The following is a 14568-nucleotide window of genomic DNA, read 5'->3' as shown; positions in this document are numbered from 1 at the left end:
GCTTACCGGACTCTTCCGGCGGCGGTTCCGGAACCGGCACCCGCCGGCGCCGCATCGCGCAGCAATGGCCGCGCCGCATCGCCGATCACCGCGAAGCCCGCCCAGTAATAGGGGTGCGAGGTATCGACATCGTCCATCAGCTTGCGCTGCGCTTTCAGCAGCGCCTCGCCCGAGCTTTCGCCCGGCACCGCCTCGAACAGCCCGCCGATCAGGCGGGTCGTGGCCATGAAGTCATCGGGGGCGGGCCAATGGCTGGCCAGCACGGCGCGTCCGCCGGCACCGATGAACGCGCGCACCAGCCCTTCCAGCGCCGATCCGCCGCCGGTCGCCAGGCCGGTTTCACGCGTTACGCTGATGTCGGCCTGCCCGGCCGTGTCGCAAGCGGACAGGATCACCAGATCGGCATCGAGCTTGAGATCGAAGATCTCCGAAAAGCTGAGCAAGCCATCGGAGCCGGCCGGACCGAACGACGTGAGCAGCGCGGGCCGGGTCGGGCAATCGTCCCGCGGAGGTGTAACCAGCCCGTGCGTGGCGAAGTGCAGGATGCGGAAATCGGCCAGATCGCGCCGCGCCTTGATCGCGGTGTCGGAGAACGCCGCGCCGATCATCAGATCGGTGCCTTCGTTGCGCAGCACCTTCTGTGCGCTGACCAGTTCCTCCTGCGAAATCGGCCGGTTCCACGCGGCCAGCGGCCAGTCGCAGCCGCTGCGGTCCATCTCCGCCTCCATGCCGCGCATCCGCGCCACCTGGATCGCCCCTGCCCCGGACACCGTGGCATTGTGCCCCAGCCCGAGATAGGCCGAATGCGCCTTCGACAGCGGCTGTTTGCGCGACTCCATGAAGGACCGCGCCGAAACCGACGTGGACACGATGCGGTCACGCCCAAGCCATGCCACCCCGCGCATGTCGAACGGATCGCCTGCGGGATTGTCCGCCTGCTTCTGATAGGCGGCGAGCGAGGCGTCATCGGTGATGAGCAGGTTCGCCGGCAGACTGAGCAGCGCCCCGTCCGGCTCGAAGATCAGGTGATGCACCGAGGCCATGTCGGCAGCGACAGGATCGAACAGCGCGCGATAGACGCCGCGCGCGTCCTTCACGTCGAACGGATTGGTCACGTACTGGCGGCCATCGAACTTGGAGATCGAATCGCGCATCCGCGCGACCGCTGCCTGGATCTCGCCGCCGGTCATCGGCACGCGATAGGCGACCGCCTTGTCCTTGGTGGCGAAGTACACGAACACGTCCGGCCCCAGCGCGGCCATCTTCACATAGGCTTCACCCGGTGCCAGCCCCGCCTTGAGCTCGGCTTCGGGAATGGCGCGCTGAGACACCACGCGATAGCGCGCGAACGCGGCAAGCTGGACGACGGTGGTCTGCTCCTGCGCCTCCAGATCCTGGATCATCTGCTGCGCCTGCGCGATTTCGTCCTTGCGGGACGCGGCGTCCTCCAGCCTCTGCAGCGCGGCGAACTGCATCCGCGCGCGTTCGATCGAGCGGCCAAGGCTGACCGACTGGCGGAACAGCCGCGCGGCATCGTCGCTGCCCGCCGACAGCCCGCGCGACAGCACCGCCTGGGTTTCGGCCACGCCGGGGCGGACAATGATCTGCGACGCGGCGAGGAAATCACCGCTCGCCGCCGGATCGGTGCCCATGCGCGCGACCAGCATGTCGAGATAGGGCGACATCTGGCGCGAGAGACCGGACAGGCCGTTGCGCCGCTCGATCGAGCGGGCCACGACATCATGATAAAGCTTCAGCGCCTCGTCCTGCTTGCCATGGCGCGTAAGGAAGGACGCGAGCCGGGCCTGCGTGACGGCCAGGCTGCGCGTATCGGGGTACTGGACGCCGACGATGTCCATCGCCCCGCGCAGCAACGCCTCGGCCGAGGCGAGCTTGCCCTCGCTCTCGTCGATCGCGGCCAGCTCGGTCATCATCTGCGAACGCATCCGCACGATCGAGACCACACGGCCATTGCGGATCGCGATGGCGCGCTCCAGCCCCTGCCGCAGCGCTTGCCGTGCATCGTCGTTGCGCCCGAGCAGACGCAGCGCCGATCCCTTCAGGTGCAAAGCCTGCGCATCGAGAATCAGGGAGCGTTCGTCCTCGGTCAGCTTGAGGTCGTCGACCATGCCGATCGCACTGGCGGAATTGTCGGAGGAATTCACCCGTCGCGCCACCGATGGCGTCAGTTCCATCCGCTCGCGCAATGCGTCCGCGCCGGTCGCTCCGATCGTCCGCAAGGGCACGCCCAGCCGGTCGAGCGCTTCGGCGTATTTCTCGCGGTTGAGCAGGTGGATCGCTTCATAATTGCGGCGCAGGCGCTCGACCGCAGCGGTGCCTGCCGGCATGGCGTCAGCGCGCGTGAACAGCGCCTCCGCTTCGGCGAACTGGCCAAGGTTGGAGCGTTGCAGCGCCGCGTTCACGAGGAACTCGACACGATCGATCGGCACATCGCCTTGCGACGCCTGCCGCTGGTCCAGCGTTTCGAAATAGGCGGCAGCATCGGCATAGTCGCCCGAATTGTTCCGGCGATAGCCTTCGGCCAGGGCCGTGGCGGGATCGAGCGTGAGCGCCTGGATGCGGGCATAGGCTTCGGAATCGTCGATCGACGTCGTGGCGACCTCGATCGGTTCGTCCAGCGCCTTGTCCGCCATGATCGACCGGACCGCCAGCGAAAGCGCGCCGTGATACGCCGAGAAACCTTCTACGATATAGGTCACCTTGCCGCGATCGGCACGCAAGACTTCGTAACCGAGTTCGGGCGAGCGCCAGCGGCAGTCCTCGCGCGACCAGGAAGCCGGCGCGGCCGGCAGGGCGCCCGTGCAATCGACCGAGGCGCGGCGCCGCTCCGCCAGCCGCACAGCGGGATCGCCCGCATTGTTCCGCAGCGCGAAGACATAGCCGACGGGCAGCGCCGAATCGCGGCACACGATCGCCCACGTCCGGTCGAACGCGCCGGCGTTGGCGCTATCCCCGGTGCGTGACTGTACCTGGCACAGCGCGCTTCCGCCGCCGCTTCCCAGCGGGAAGCTGTCCCTGAGCGACAAGGAGTCGCCCTGTGCCTGGGCCGTGCCGCCAGCAAACAGGCCGCAACCTGCCACGCCCAGCAACAGCGCCTTCAGCGCCGCCTTGACTCCGCGTGCGGCGCCAGTCGCCGCTCCTGCCGAATGATACCGCATATGCGCTCCCCATGGCCGGACGGCTGCCGCCGTCGCTCCACGCCAGATAAGCGCGACCCCGCTTTGTAATTATGCTTGCTGGCACACCATAGAAGGATTTCCCAGCCGGTGCCAACAGCCTCGCGTAGTAGCGGGCATAAAGACGGCGCGATTGTATGAACACGACGGACCGGAACGTTCCGGCGCGGCGTCCGTCAGAAACCCTCGAAGGTCAGGACTTCCGCGAGCGGCGCGCGCGGCACCGGAAACCGGTTGACGACAGCATCGGCATCGCCATGCCCGATGGCAAGGCCGCAGAAGAAGATGTGATCCTGCGGAATCGCCACGCATTCGCGAATCTGCCGCTGATAGACCGCCCAGGCCTCCTGCGCGCACGAATCGAGTCCTTCTTCGCGCAGCAGCAGCATCACCGTCTGCAACCACATGCCGATGTCCGACCACTGCGGCGGCCCCATCGTGCGCGGCGTGTGGATCAGCATCAGCACCGGCGCGCCGAACGCGCGGAAGTTGTCCATGAACTGCGTCAGCCGCCCGCGCTTGTCCTCGCGCGCGATGCCCAGCGCGGCATAGAGCGCCTCGCCCACGCCGAAACGGCGCGCTTCGTAGGGGCCGGACAGTTCCGGCGGATAGATATCGTATTCCGGGGCATGGGCCGCACGGCCTTGAGGGATCACCGCCGCCACATGCGCGAACAGGCGTTGCAGAGGCTCGCCTGTCAGCACCAGCGCGTTCCAGGGTTGCACGTTCCCGCCCGACGGCGCGCGCTGCGCCTTTTCCAGCACGCGCTCCAGCACGGCCCGATCGACCGGATCGGGCAGGAACCGGCGGACAGATCGGCGGGTGGCGACGGCTTCGGATACGGTGCTGGCCGCGGAAGCGGGGCGTGATGGCATGCTCATCGCATTTAACTGATCGATTAAAACAAGCGCGTCAATCGTCCTCGAACAGGTCGGCCAGCTGTTCGACCATCGTGCCGCCCAGCTGTTCGGCATCCATGATGGTCACCGCGCGGCGATAATAGCGCGTCACGTCATGGCCGATGCCGATGGCGACGAGTTGAACCGGCGACTGCTTTTCGATCCAGTCGATCACCTTGCGCAGATGCTGCTCGAGATAGCCCGCGCTGTTCACCGAAAGCGTCGAATCGTCGACCGGCGCGCCGTCCGAAATGACCATCAGCACGCGCCGGTCCTCGGGCCGTGCCAGCAGACGGGCATGCGCCCACAGCAGCGCTTCGCCGTCGATGTTTTCCTTGAGCAGCCCTTCGCGCATCATCAGGCCCAGATTGCGCCGCGCCCGCCGCCACGGTTCATCAGCCTTCTTGTAAACAATGTGCCGCAAATCGTTGAGACGGCCGGGATTCGCCTGCCGTCCGGCGGCCAGCCATGCCTCGCGCGATTGCCCGCCCTTCCAGGCGCGGGTGGTGAAGCCGAGAATCTCCGTCTTCACCCCGCAGCGTTCCAGCGTGCGCGCCATGATGTCTGCGCTGATCGCCGCGATCGAGATCGGCCGCCCGCGCATCGAGCCGGAATTGTCGATCAGCAGGGTGACGACGGTATCCTTGAACTCGACATCGCGCTCCACCTTGTAGGACAGCGACTGCCCCGGCGAGATCACGACGCGCGCCAGCCGCGCGGCATCGAGCAAGCCTTCTTCCTGGTCGAAATCCCACGAACGGTTCTGCTGGGCCATCAGCCGGCGCTGAAGCCGGTTGGCAAGCCGTGTGACGACGCCCTGCAACCCCTTGAGCTGGGTGTCGAGGTAGGCGCGCAGGCGGGTCAGCTCCTCCTCGTCGCACAGGTCCGTCGCGGAGACCACTTCGTCGTAGACGGTGGTGAAGGCCTTGTAGTCGAAATCATCGGGCAGGTCGGTCCACGGCCGGTTCGGGCGCGTCGGCAGCATGCCTTCATCGCCCTCGTCGGCCATGTCGGCGTCGGCCGCGTCCTCGGGGCTCTCGATTTCCTGCTCGGTATCGGTTTCCTCGTCGCCCTCGGTCGTCTCGCCCGCCGCCTCGACCGGCTGGCTTTCGGCGTCGCTTTCCGAATTGTCCTGCTCGTCCTCGCGATCGTTTTCCTGATCCTCGCCCTCGTCCTCCTCGGTTTCGGGCTGGTCGGGATTGGCGGCCTGCGTCAGTTCGAGATGCTGGAGCATGTCCAGCGTGAGATGCTGGAACGCTTTCTGGTCTTCGAGCGCGGCGGCCAGCGCATCGAAGTCGCCGCCCACGCGCTGTTCGATCCAGCTGCGCACCATCGAGGTACCGAGCTGCGCGCTGGCGGGAATCGGCTGGCCGGTCAGCCGTTCGCGCAGCAACAGCGCGACCGCTGCCTGCAAGGGCACATCATCGGGCTTGGCTGCGCGCGCGATGGGATCGGACGCCATCCGCGTGGCCAGCGCGGCGTCCAGATTGTCGCGCATCCCGGCATAGCCGTCCGACCCCAGCGCCTCATACCGGACCTGCTCGACCGCGTCGTAGCACGCCCGCGCCACCGCCTCGTTCGGCGCGCCGCGCTGATGGAGCACGGGATCGTGATGGCGCAGCCGCAACGCCATGGCATCGGCGAAACCCCGCGCCTCGGCCACCTGCGCGGCGGGCAGCGATCGACCCGGCATAGGCAGGCGGAAATGCGCGCCGGACTGGCTGGGCGCATCCGCCGTCCACGCGACGTCCACTTCCGGATCGTCCGACACCACGCGGGCGGTGCCGGCAAGGACGGAGCGGAACTGATCGAGGGGCGTTTCTTCGGCCAAGGTCTTTGCGTTCTTTCAGTGGCCGCGCGCCCATCCCGGCAGGCGCGCGGCGTCATTTCCCGGTTCAGCCGATCTTCTGGCCGGTCTTTGCCCAGTCGGCAAGGAAGCCTTCGATGCCCTTGTCGGTCAGCACGTGCTTGAACAGGCCCTTGATGACCGCGGGCGGCGCGGTGATCACGTCCGCGCCGATCTTGGCCGATTCCAGCACATGCACGCCATGGCGGATCGAGGCGACGAGAATCTCGGTGGCGAAGGCGTAGTTGTCGTAGATCAGGCGGATATCGCGGATCAGTTCCATGCCGTCGAAGCCGTTATCGTCATGCCGGCCGACGAAGGGCGAGATGAAGCTCGCCCCGGCCTTGGCCGCAAGCAGGGCCTGGTTGGCCGAGAAGCACAGCGTGACGTTGACCATCGTGCCATCGCCGGTCAGCTTCTTGCAGGTCTTCAACCCGTCGATCGTCAGCGGCACCTTGATGCACACGTTGTCGGCGATCTTCCGCAGGATTTCCGCCTCGCGCATCATGCCTTCGTGATCGAGCGCGACCACTTCGGCCGAGACCGGGCCTTCGACAAGACCGCAGATTTCCTTCGTAACCTCTATGAAATCCCTGCCGGATTTGGCAATCAAAGAAGGATTCGTGGTCACGCCGTCGAGCAGGCCGGTGGCGGCGAGGTCGGCGATTTCGGCGGTATCGGCAGTATCGACGAAGAACTTCATGGGTGTGGTCCTGACCGGAAAGTGATTCCCTCACGCCTATAGCGCGTGGCGGGCGCAAGTGTATCCCCATGCCAGAGGCTGCGCCCCTTTGCCCGTGCACGATCCGCCCCATATAACCATCCACGCATGAACCGCGTCCGCTGCCTCGTCTTCAACGCCGCCCTCGGCCCGCTGGACTACCGCGTGCCCGATGGCATGGCGGTGGAGCCGGGCTCGGTGGTGGTCGCGCCGCTTGGCCCGCGCCAGATCATCGGCGTGGTGTGGGAGGCAGAGCGGCTGCCCGGCACCGAGGTTCCCGATTCGAAGCTGCGGCCGCTTCTCGCCGTGCTGCCGGTGCCGCCCCTGCCCGCGCCGCTCCGCCGGCTGATCGAATGGTGCGCCGACTATTACCTCGCTCCGATCGCCTCGGTTGCGCGCATGGCGCTCTCGAGCACGGCGGCGCTGCGGGGCGGCGGCACCGTCACCGAATACCGCCTGACCGGGCGGGAACCGACAGGACGGCTCACTCCGCAACGCGCGCAGGCGCTGGACCTGCTGATCGACCAGCAGGCGACGATCCGCGAACTGTCGGAGATCGCCGGCGTTTCCGACGGCGTCCTGCGCGGGATGGTCAATGCCGGCCTGCTCGAACCCGTGCTGGTGGACAGCGACCGCCCCTACCCCGCGCCCGATCCGCGCCATGCCGTGCCGGATCTTTCGGACCAGCAGCGCGAGGCGGCAGCCAAGTTCGTCGCGGCGGTGGAAGAGCATGCCTTCCGTCCGTTTCTGCTCGATGGCGTGACCGGTTCGGGCAAGACCGAAACCTATTTCGAAGCCATCGCCCGCGCGATCGGGAAGCGACAGCAAGTCCTGGTGCTGCTGCCCGAGATCGCGCTGACCGAAAGTTTCCTCAAGCGCTTCGAGGCGCGCTTCGGCGCCGCGCCGGTGACCTGGCATTCCTCGCTCAAGTCCTCCGAGCGCCGCCGCGCCTGGCGCGCCATCGCGGGGAGTGACGCGCGCGTTGTGGTGGGCGCGCGCTCCGCGCTGTTCCTGCCCTTCGCGCGACTTGGCCTGATCGTCGTCGACGAGGCGCACGAAATCTCGTTCAAGCAGGACGATGGCGTGCGCTACAACGCGCGCGACGTGGCGGTGATGCGCGCCCGGTTCGAACGCGTGCCGGTGATCCTCGCCAGCGCCACCCCCGCGCTCGAAAGCCTGCAGATGGCCGAAGCCGGCCGCTACGAGCGGGTGGTGCTGCCCGATCGATTCGGCGGAGCGTCGCTGCCCGATATCGCAGTGGTCGATCTGCGCGAACAGCAGCCGCCGCGCGGCCACTGGCTTGCGCCTGCGCTGGTGGAAGCGCTGAAGGACCGGCTGGAAAAGGGCGAACAGTCGCTGCTGTTCCTCAACCGGCGCGGCTACGCCCCGCTGACGCTGTGCCGCAACTGCGGCTATCGCTTCCAGTGCCCGAACTGTTCCGCCTGGCTGGTAGAGCACCGCCTGTCGCGCCGGCTGGCCTGCCACCACTGCGGACACGAAGTGCCGACGCCCGACAAATGCCCCGAATGCGGCGAGCCGGACTGCCTTGTCGCCTGCGGGCCGGGCGTGGAACGCATCGCCGACGAGGTGGCGGAAATCCTTCCCAAGGCGCGGGTTGCACTGGTAACTTCAGACACGTTGACAAGTCCTGCCAAGGCCGCCGAATTCGTGGAGCAGGCATCGAACAAGGCGATCGACGTGATCGTCGGCACGCAGCTCGTGACCAAGGGCTATCACTTCCCCGACCTGACGCTGGTTGGGGTGATCGATGCCGACATGGGCCTGGAGGGCGGTGATCTGCGCGCGGCGGAGCGCACCTATCAGCAGATCGCGCAAGTTGCCGGGCGGGCCGGGCGCGGCGAGAAGCCGGGCGAAGTCCTGATCCAGACCCGCCATCCCGAGGCGCCCGTGATCGAGGCACTGGCCAGCGGCGACCGCGACGCTTTCTACGCCGCCGAGACCGAAGCGCGCCGCGACGCCGGCGCGCCCCCGTTCGGGCGCTGGGCGGCGATCATCGTCTCGAGCGAGGACGAGGCCGAAGCGCGCGAGGCGGCGCGCGCGATCGGCGGCACCCGTCCGGAACTGCCCGACGTGATGATCCTTGGCCCCGCCCCGGCTCCGCTTTCGCTGCTGCGCGGTCGCTATCGCTACCGCCTGCTTGTCAACGCGCGCCGCTCCACCGAACTCCAGCGCGTGATCCGTGCCTGGCTGGACCCGTTGCGCTTCCCGCAAGGGGTGCGGGTGGCCGTTGATATCGACCCCTACAGTTTCGTCTAAATCCGATCGAAAAGCCGGTTGCAAACCTCTGAAACCTTGTGAAACTCGCCGCGGTCTTGGTCAGGGGGCCAAGCGAGGGGGCAAGGCAGATGCGCGGCAGGATCGCGGGGGTTACAGCGCTGGCGACCGCCGCGCTGCTGCTGGTGGGAGCAACGCCGGCGCACGCGGCGGCCTGGTATCGCGCCCGCACCGCGCATTTCGTGATGTACAGCGACGGCGATCCCAAGGCGCTGCGGATGCTCGCGCAAAAGGCGCAGAAGTTCGAAACGGTTCTCAACGATCGCTACAAGGCGATATTCGACCCCGATACCCCGCCGATCGACATATACATCCTGCGCTCGCAGGAAAACGTCGCCAAGCTGATGGGAGGCTCCAAGACCACCGCGGGTTTCTACAAGCCGGACACCGAGGGCAGCATCATCCTCTCCAACCGGGAAGGCGCCAGCAACGAACTGGATCTGGACCGGGACTCCACGCTTTTCCACGAATACACGCACTATTTCATGCTGCATAACTTCGTCAGCGCCTATCCCGCGTGGTTCACCGAAGGCTTTGCCGAACTGCTGGCGACCGTGGAGTTTCCGGCCAAGGGCGGATACGAAATCGGCCGCCCGCCGAAGTACCGCGCCTACGGACTGTTCATGAGCACACCGGTGCCGATCACGTCGATTCTGGGCGAATCGTCGTTCAGCGGCAACGCTGAACAGTTGGACTTCCGCTATGGCCGGTCGTGGCTGCTGACCCACATGCTGGTGGTCGGCACGAATCGTAAGGGCCAGATGGATGCCTACCTGAACCTGCTCAACACCGGAACGGCGCTCCCCGAGGCCGCGCAGCAGGCGTTTGGCGATCTGGCCCAGCTGGACAAGGATCTCGACAAGTACCGGTCGGGACGGCTGACCTATTACAGGTTCGATATGCCCGCTTCGGACGCCCCCGAACCGGCCATCGAGCAACTGGACGCGGTGGAAGCGCAGCTCATCCCCTATCGCCTCATGCGCCGGGCCGGCGACGATGCCGCTTCGGCGGTCGAACCACTGGCCCTGATCGCGCAGGCCAACCCCACTTCCGCGTCGGCTTGGTTCGAATTCGCCCGCGCCGCCACCGTTACCGCGAGCGAAGCTTCGGACAGCAGTGCCAAGGCGGCTCTGCGGCAACGCGCCGCCGACGCACTGGATCGTGTGCTCGCGCTCGATCCAGCGCATGTTCGCGCTCTGCTCTACAAGGCCGAGGCGCAGGCCGAACATCTGCACTTCATCGGCAATAACGATCCCGCGCGCTGGAAGGAAGTCGGCACGCTGTTGCGCCGGGCGAACGCGGGCAATCCCAACGATCCGCTCGTGCTGTATCAATGGTACAGGAATTTCGGGTTGCGCCGCGAGGCACCTCCGCAGAATGCTCGGGACGCGCTGGCTCGTGCATTCCAGCTTGCGCCCGACGTGACGGATATCCGCGTCGCCTATGCCTTTGATCTTGCCCGGCATGACGATTTCACCAACGCGCTGGCGGTGGTCCGGCCCATCGCTTTCGACCCGCACAACGCCCAGGCGGGGATCTCCGTGCTCCTATCGTTGCGGGAAATGCAGAAGCACCGGGATCAGGAGAAGAAGGACGGCAAGGCCTCGGTCAACGCAGCGCATTGAAATAGCGGCCATCATCCGCTTCCTTGCCGGGCCGGACTGCTGCTTTCCCGCCCGGAATCAAGCGCTTTCGCGTTCCAGCAGCGCGCGCTTGATGTCGAGGCCATAGGCGTAGCCCCCCAGCGTGCCGTCCGAACGAATCACCCGGTGGCACGGGATCAGCACGGCGACGTTGTTCGCGCCGTTGGCGGACCCGGCCGCGCGCACGGCAGAGGGCTTGCCTACGGCCGCGGCGACTTCGGCATAGCTGCGGGTTTCACCCGGCGGAATGCGGCGCAGTTCGCGCCACACCGCCTGCTGGAACGCAGTGCCATCCACATCGAGCGGCAGGTCCGGCATTTCCGCCGGATTGTCGCAGGCGACGATGGCCGCTTCGCGCAGGGCCGCCACGTATTCGCCGCCGCGCACCAGCGTGGCATGGGGAAAGCGGGCGCGCAGATCAGCCTCGTCCTCGTTGAACGAAAGCCGGCAGATTCCCCGCGCGGTTGCCGCCAGCAGCATGGGCGCAAGGCTCGTCTCCGCGATGTCCCAGTGAATCTCGACGTTCGCGCCGCCGTTGCGCCAGGCCGATGGAGTCATCCCCAATTCCTTTCCGGTTTCCTCATAGAAGCGGCTGGGCGCGGAATAGCCCGCCGCATAGACCGCCTCGGTGACGTTGCCCGCCGTCTCCAACGCCTGCCTCGCCCGTTCGGCCCGCCTTTCGCGCGCATAGCGGGCGGGTGAAAGTCCGGTCTCCCGCTTGAACAGCCGCTGGAAGTGGTGCGGCGCATAGCCGACCAGCGCCGCCAGTTCCTCAAGCCTGGGCGCGTTTTCCTCCTGCAACAGCGCTACCGCCCGTTCGACCGCGATGCGATCGCGGCCGACCTCGTCGGGCAGGCAGCGCCGGCAGGCCCGGAAGCCCGCTGCCCGCGCCGCCTGGCCATCGGGATAGAACACCACGTTCTCGCGCCGGGGACGCCGCGCCGGGCAGCTCGGCTTGCAGTAGATACCGGTAGTCAGCACCGCGCCAACGAACCGCCCGTCCAGGCTGCGGTCCCGCCGCTCGAACGCGCCATAGGCCCAGTCGAAATCGATGCCAGAGCCGCTTCCGGCGGCCCCGTAAGGCGTGCTGTCGATCAGGGCTTCGGGCGATGTCATGGCCCCCTTCTATCGCCATCGCATGGCAGCCGCTTCCCGAAACTTGCGGTCAAAGCAAAACGGCGCGAGAACGCTCGGCTATGCCGAGCATCCGCCGCACCGCCCGCGTCATCGCCCTTCTGCTCCTTGCTTTTATCGCCATTCCGGCGCCCGCGCTGGCCGATCCCGCCGACATCGCGGCGGCGAGCCGGAGCGTGGTCCGCGTGGTCATCATCCAGAACGATGGCAGCGACGCCCAGCTCATCACGCACGGCAGCGGCTTTGTCGTCGCGCCCGATCTGGTGGTGACCAACGCGCATGTCGTCGAGCAGCTGCGCCAGGACGATTCGCTGATCGTGGGTGTGGTGCCCGCCGAAGGGCGCAGCGGCTATCAGGCACGCCTTGTCGCCTATTCGCCACGCAACGATCTGGCGCTGCTGAAAATCGACGGCAAGGCCGCGCTTTCGCCGGTCACCCTGTTTTCGGGCGCTCCGGCGGACAGCGCCGAAGTCTATGCGGTCGGCTATCCGGGCAACGTCGATCTGGCGCAGGGCCTGTCGATGGCCGATCTGGTGACGCCGCAGGCCCCCGTGAAAGCACGCGGTTACGTTTCGGCCGGGCGCACGTCCAAATCGTTCGACACGCTGTTGCACACAGCCCCCATCGGCGCGGGCAATTCGGGCGGACCGCTGTTCGATTCGTGCGGGCGCGTGCTGGGCGTGAACAGTTTCGGCACCGTCAGCGACAACAGTACCGATTCGGCGTTCTATTTCGCCATTTCGATGCGCGAACTGGCCGCATTTCTCAGGCAGGCCAAGGTGGAAGCCCACGTCAGCGGGCTCCCCTGCACCTCGATCGCCGACCTCGACCGCGCCGAAAGCGAACGCGCCGCCAGCGATCAGGCCCGCCAGGCCGCCGATGCCGAAGCGAAGAGCGCCACCAAGGCGAAAGCGCTGGAAAAAGCGCGTCGCGATGCGGAAATCGCGGTTCTTTCGGAACGCGACAACGGCATGGCGCTGGCGGCCTTGCTGCTGGTGGCGGCGCTGCTGGCCGGCGGCAGTGCCTTGCTGTTCGCCCAGCGCAACGAGGCACGCAACGTCCGGATCGCGGGCGGCGCCGGGGGCGTGCTGCTGCTGGCCGCGATCGTGACCTGGCTGGTGCGCCCCTCGCTCGAATCGATCGAGACACGCGCGGAGGACACCCTCGCCACCGCCAGCCCGACCCCCGGCGCCACGCCATCGGGCGGGGCAACCGACGGCACCGGGCGCCTGGTCTGCGTGATCGACACCCAGCGCAGCCGCGTCACCGTTTCGGACATCACCGACGTGCCGCTGGCATGGAGCGCGGACGGCTGCGTCAACGGCCGGGCGCAATATGGGCTGGCCCAGGACGGCTGGACGCGAATCCTCGTTCCGGACAGCGAGGAGACGATTTCGGTCAACCGTTACGACCCGGCGACGCGGACCTACATCGTCGAGCGGTTCCTGATGAGCCTTGATGACATGAACAAGGCCCGCGCCGAGCGAAAGAAGATCGCGGCTCCGGCGTGCGGCGCCCCGACCGACGCCGCGCGCCGCTTTGGCGAGGCGCAGCAGGCGATCAAGGCGCTGCTTCCGGCCGAACCGAACGAGCGGATGCGCTATAACTGCCAGCCACAGCCCTGAGAGTCCGTTTCAAAGCCGGCCGGCGCGATACGATCCGTAACGAATACGATTGCGCGACCTAGGTCGAAGGCGCGAAACTCGCATCTTGTAATACGACGGTTACGTTGCTAGGCGCGCCCCGTCTGCGGGCTACCACGTGTTAAAGCGTGTGCGTGGCCCAATCGGCTTATCCGAATGAAGGGGGACCTGAGCGCGTGGAAGTTTCCAGCGGCATTACGGCCAGTCTGCAAGGGCGTTACGCATCGGCGCTCTATGATCTGGCGCGCGAGCAGGACGCCGTTTCCACCGTGGAAGGCGATCTCGAAAAGCTGTCTGCCGCGATCCGCGAATCGGCTGATCTGGCCGCGCTGATCCGCAACCCGCAAGTCAGCCGCGAAGCCGCCGGCAAGGTCGTCGAGGGAATCGCCAGCCTGCTGGGTCTGGCGCCGCTGACGAAGAACTTTCTGGGCGTGCTGGCCGGCAACCGACGCCTGTCCGCCCTGCCCGACGTGGTGCGCGCCTTCTCGGCGATCGCCGCTGCCGCGCGCGGCGAGGTGACGGCCGAAGTGACCACGGCGCACCCGCTCGACGCCGCGCAGCTTGCCGACCTTTCGGCCAAGCTGAAGGAACGCGAAGGGCGCGACGTGAAGGTAAAGGCCTGCGTCGATCCCGAAATTCTGGGCGGTCTTGTCGTGCGCATCGGCAGCACGATGATCGACAGCTCCATCCGCACCCGTCTCAATTCTCTCGCCCAGGCGATGAAGGGCTGAAAAGCCCCACAGGTTCTACGAAAGGCTGAACATGGAAATCCGCGCCGCTGAAATCTCGAAGGTCATCAAAGACCAGATCGCCAGCTTCGGCACCGAGGCCCAGGTCTCGGAAGTCGGCTCCGTGCTGTCCGTGGGTGACGGCATCGCCCGCATTCACGGGCTGGACAAGGTCCAGGCCGGTGAAATGGTGGAATTCACCAACGGCGTGAAGGGCATGGCGCTCAACCTCGAAGCCGACAACGTCGGCGTCGTGATCTTCGGCTCGGATGCCGAGATCAAGGAAGGCGATACCGTCAAGCGCACCGGCACGATCGTGGACGTGCCCGTGGGCAAGGGCCTGCTGGGCCGCGTCGTCGACGCGCTGGGCAACCCGATCGACGGCAAGGGCCCGATCGAGGCCGCCAGCCGCCAGCGCGTGGAAGTCAAGGCGCCGGGCATCATCCCGCGCAAGTCGGTGCA

10 protein-coding genes are annotated in these 14568 nt (G+C 66.9%); 5 read left to right on the top strand and 5 right to left on the bottom strand.

Translation table 11 applies throughout. The annotated features are described in order from the left end of the window. Nucleotides 1–2: 2 nt before the first annotated feature. From B3547_RS08670 to fsa, 4 genes are all read right to left on the bottom strand, one after another. Nucleotides 3–3179: a CHAT domain-containing protein gene (locus B3547_RS08670; protein ID WP_292962160.1), complete on the bottom strand. Its 3177-nt coding sequence runs from the start codon at nucleotides 3177–3179 to the stop codon at nucleotides 3–5. A 194-nt stretch (nucleotides 3180–3373) separates the two neighbouring features. Beyond that, nucleotides 3374–4072 carry a nitroreductase gene (locus B3547_RS08665; RefSeq protein ID WP_414690523.1) on the bottom strand — a complete coding sequence of 233 codons (699 nt, stop codon included), beginning with the start codon at nucleotides 4070–4072 and terminating at the stop codon, nucleotides 3374–3376. Nucleotides 4073–4109: 37 nt separating this feature from the next. Then, complete coding sequence (gene cobT / locus B3547_RS08660; protein WP_292962155.1) at nucleotides 4110–5927, bottom strand: cobaltochelatase subunit CobT; 1818 nt, start codon at nucleotides 5925–5927, stop codon at nucleotides 4110–4112. A 64-nt stretch (nucleotides 5928–5991) separates the two neighbouring features. After that, complete coding sequence (fsa, locus tag B3547_RS08655) at nucleotides 5992–6645, bottom strand: fructose-6-phosphate aldolase (RefSeq protein ID WP_124807997.1); 654 nt, start codon at nucleotides 6643–6645, stop codon at nucleotides 5992–5994. A gap of 126 nt (nucleotides 6646–6771) precedes the next feature. Between fsa and B3547_RS08650 the strand changes: the two genes are divergently transcribed. Together B3547_RS08650 and B3547_RS08645 are read left to right on the top strand one after the other, a co-directional pair. Then, on the top strand, nucleotides 6772–8940 hold the full coding sequence (locus B3547_RS08650) for a primosomal protein N' (RefSeq protein WP_292962151.1): 2169 nt from the start codon (nucleotides 6772–6774) through the stop codon (nucleotides 8938–8940). A gap of 89 nt (nucleotides 8941–9029) precedes the next feature. Further along, a complete protein-coding gene (locus B3547_RS08645) occupies nucleotides 9030–10583 on the top strand; it encodes a hypothetical protein (RefSeq protein WP_292962149.1) in 1554 nt (517 codons plus the stop codon). Nucleotides 10584–10640: 57 nt separating this feature from the next. On the opposite strand, the gene B3547_RS08640 is transcribed toward B3547_RS08645, so the two are convergent. After that, nucleotides 10641–11717 carry a bifunctional transcriptional activator/DNA repair enzyme AdaA gene (locus B3547_RS08640; RefSeq protein ID WP_292962146.1) on the bottom strand — a complete coding sequence of 359 codons (1077 nt, stop codon included), beginning with the start codon at nucleotides 11715–11717 and terminating at the stop codon, nucleotides 10641–10643. Between the two features lie 80 nt (nucleotides 11718–11797). Between B3547_RS08640 and B3547_RS08635 the strand changes: the two genes are divergently transcribed. The 3 genes from B3547_RS08635 to B3547_RS08625 form a co-directional block, all read left to right on the top strand. Continuing rightward, nucleotides 11798–13360: a S1C family serine protease gene (locus tag B3547_RS08635; RefSeq protein ID WP_292962143.1), complete on the top strand. Its 1563-nt coding sequence runs from the start codon at nucleotides 11798–11800 to the stop codon at nucleotides 13358–13360. 194 nt (nucleotides 13361–13554) lie between these two features. Continuing rightward, nucleotides 13555–14109 (top strand): F0F1 ATP synthase subunit delta, encoded by a 555-nt coding sequence (locus tag B3547_RS08630; RefSeq protein WP_292962139.1) that lies wholly within the window; start codon nucleotides 13555–13557, stop codon nucleotides 14107–14109. A 31-nt stretch (nucleotides 14110–14140) separates the two neighbouring features. Then, a partial coding sequence (locus B3547_RS08625) for an HAS-barrel domain-containing protein (protein ID WP_414690522.1) occupies nucleotides 14141–14568 on the top strand: 428 nt, incomplete at its 3' end.

It is taken from the genome of Novosphingobium sp. UBA1939, from assembly GCF_002336885.1.
Classification (GTDB): Bacteria; Pseudomonadota; Alphaproteobacteria; order Sphingomonadales; family Sphingomonadaceae; genus Novosphingobium.
The sequence above is the reverse complement of the archived record's forward strand: the minus strand, read 5'-3'. Positions and strand labels throughout refer to the sequence as shown.

Excerpts from the sequence above, each read along its gene's own strand:
- B3547_RS08640 (WP_292962146.1), bottom strand. The coding sequence starts at position 11,717 with ATGACATCGCCCGAAGCCCTGATCGACAGCACGCCTTACGGGGCCGCC.
- B3547_RS08670 (WP_292962160.1), bottom strand. The coding sequence starts at position 3,179 with ATGCGGTATCATTCGGCAGGAGCGGCGACTGGCGCCGCACGCGGAGTC.
- B3547_RS08665 (WP_414690523.1), bottom strand. The coding sequence starts at position 4,072 with ATGCCATCACGCCCCGCTTCCGCGGCCAGCACCGTATCCGAAGCCGTC.
- fsa (WP_124807997.1), bottom strand. The coding sequence starts at position 6,645 with ATGAAGTTCTTCGTCGATACTGCCGATACCGCCGAAATCGCCGACCTC.
- B3547_RS08650 (WP_292962151.1), top strand. The coding sequence starts at position 6,772 with ATGAACCGCGTCCGCTGCCTCGTCTTCAACGCCGCCCTCGGCCCGCTG.
- B3547_RS08635 (WP_292962143.1), top strand. The coding sequence starts at position 11,798 with ATGCCGAGCATCCGCCGCACCGCCCGCGTCATCGCCCTTCTGCTCCTT.
- B3547_RS08645 (WP_292962149.1), top strand. The coding sequence starts at position 9,030 with ATGCGCGGCAGGATCGCGGGGGTTACAGCGCTGGCGACCGCCGCGCTG.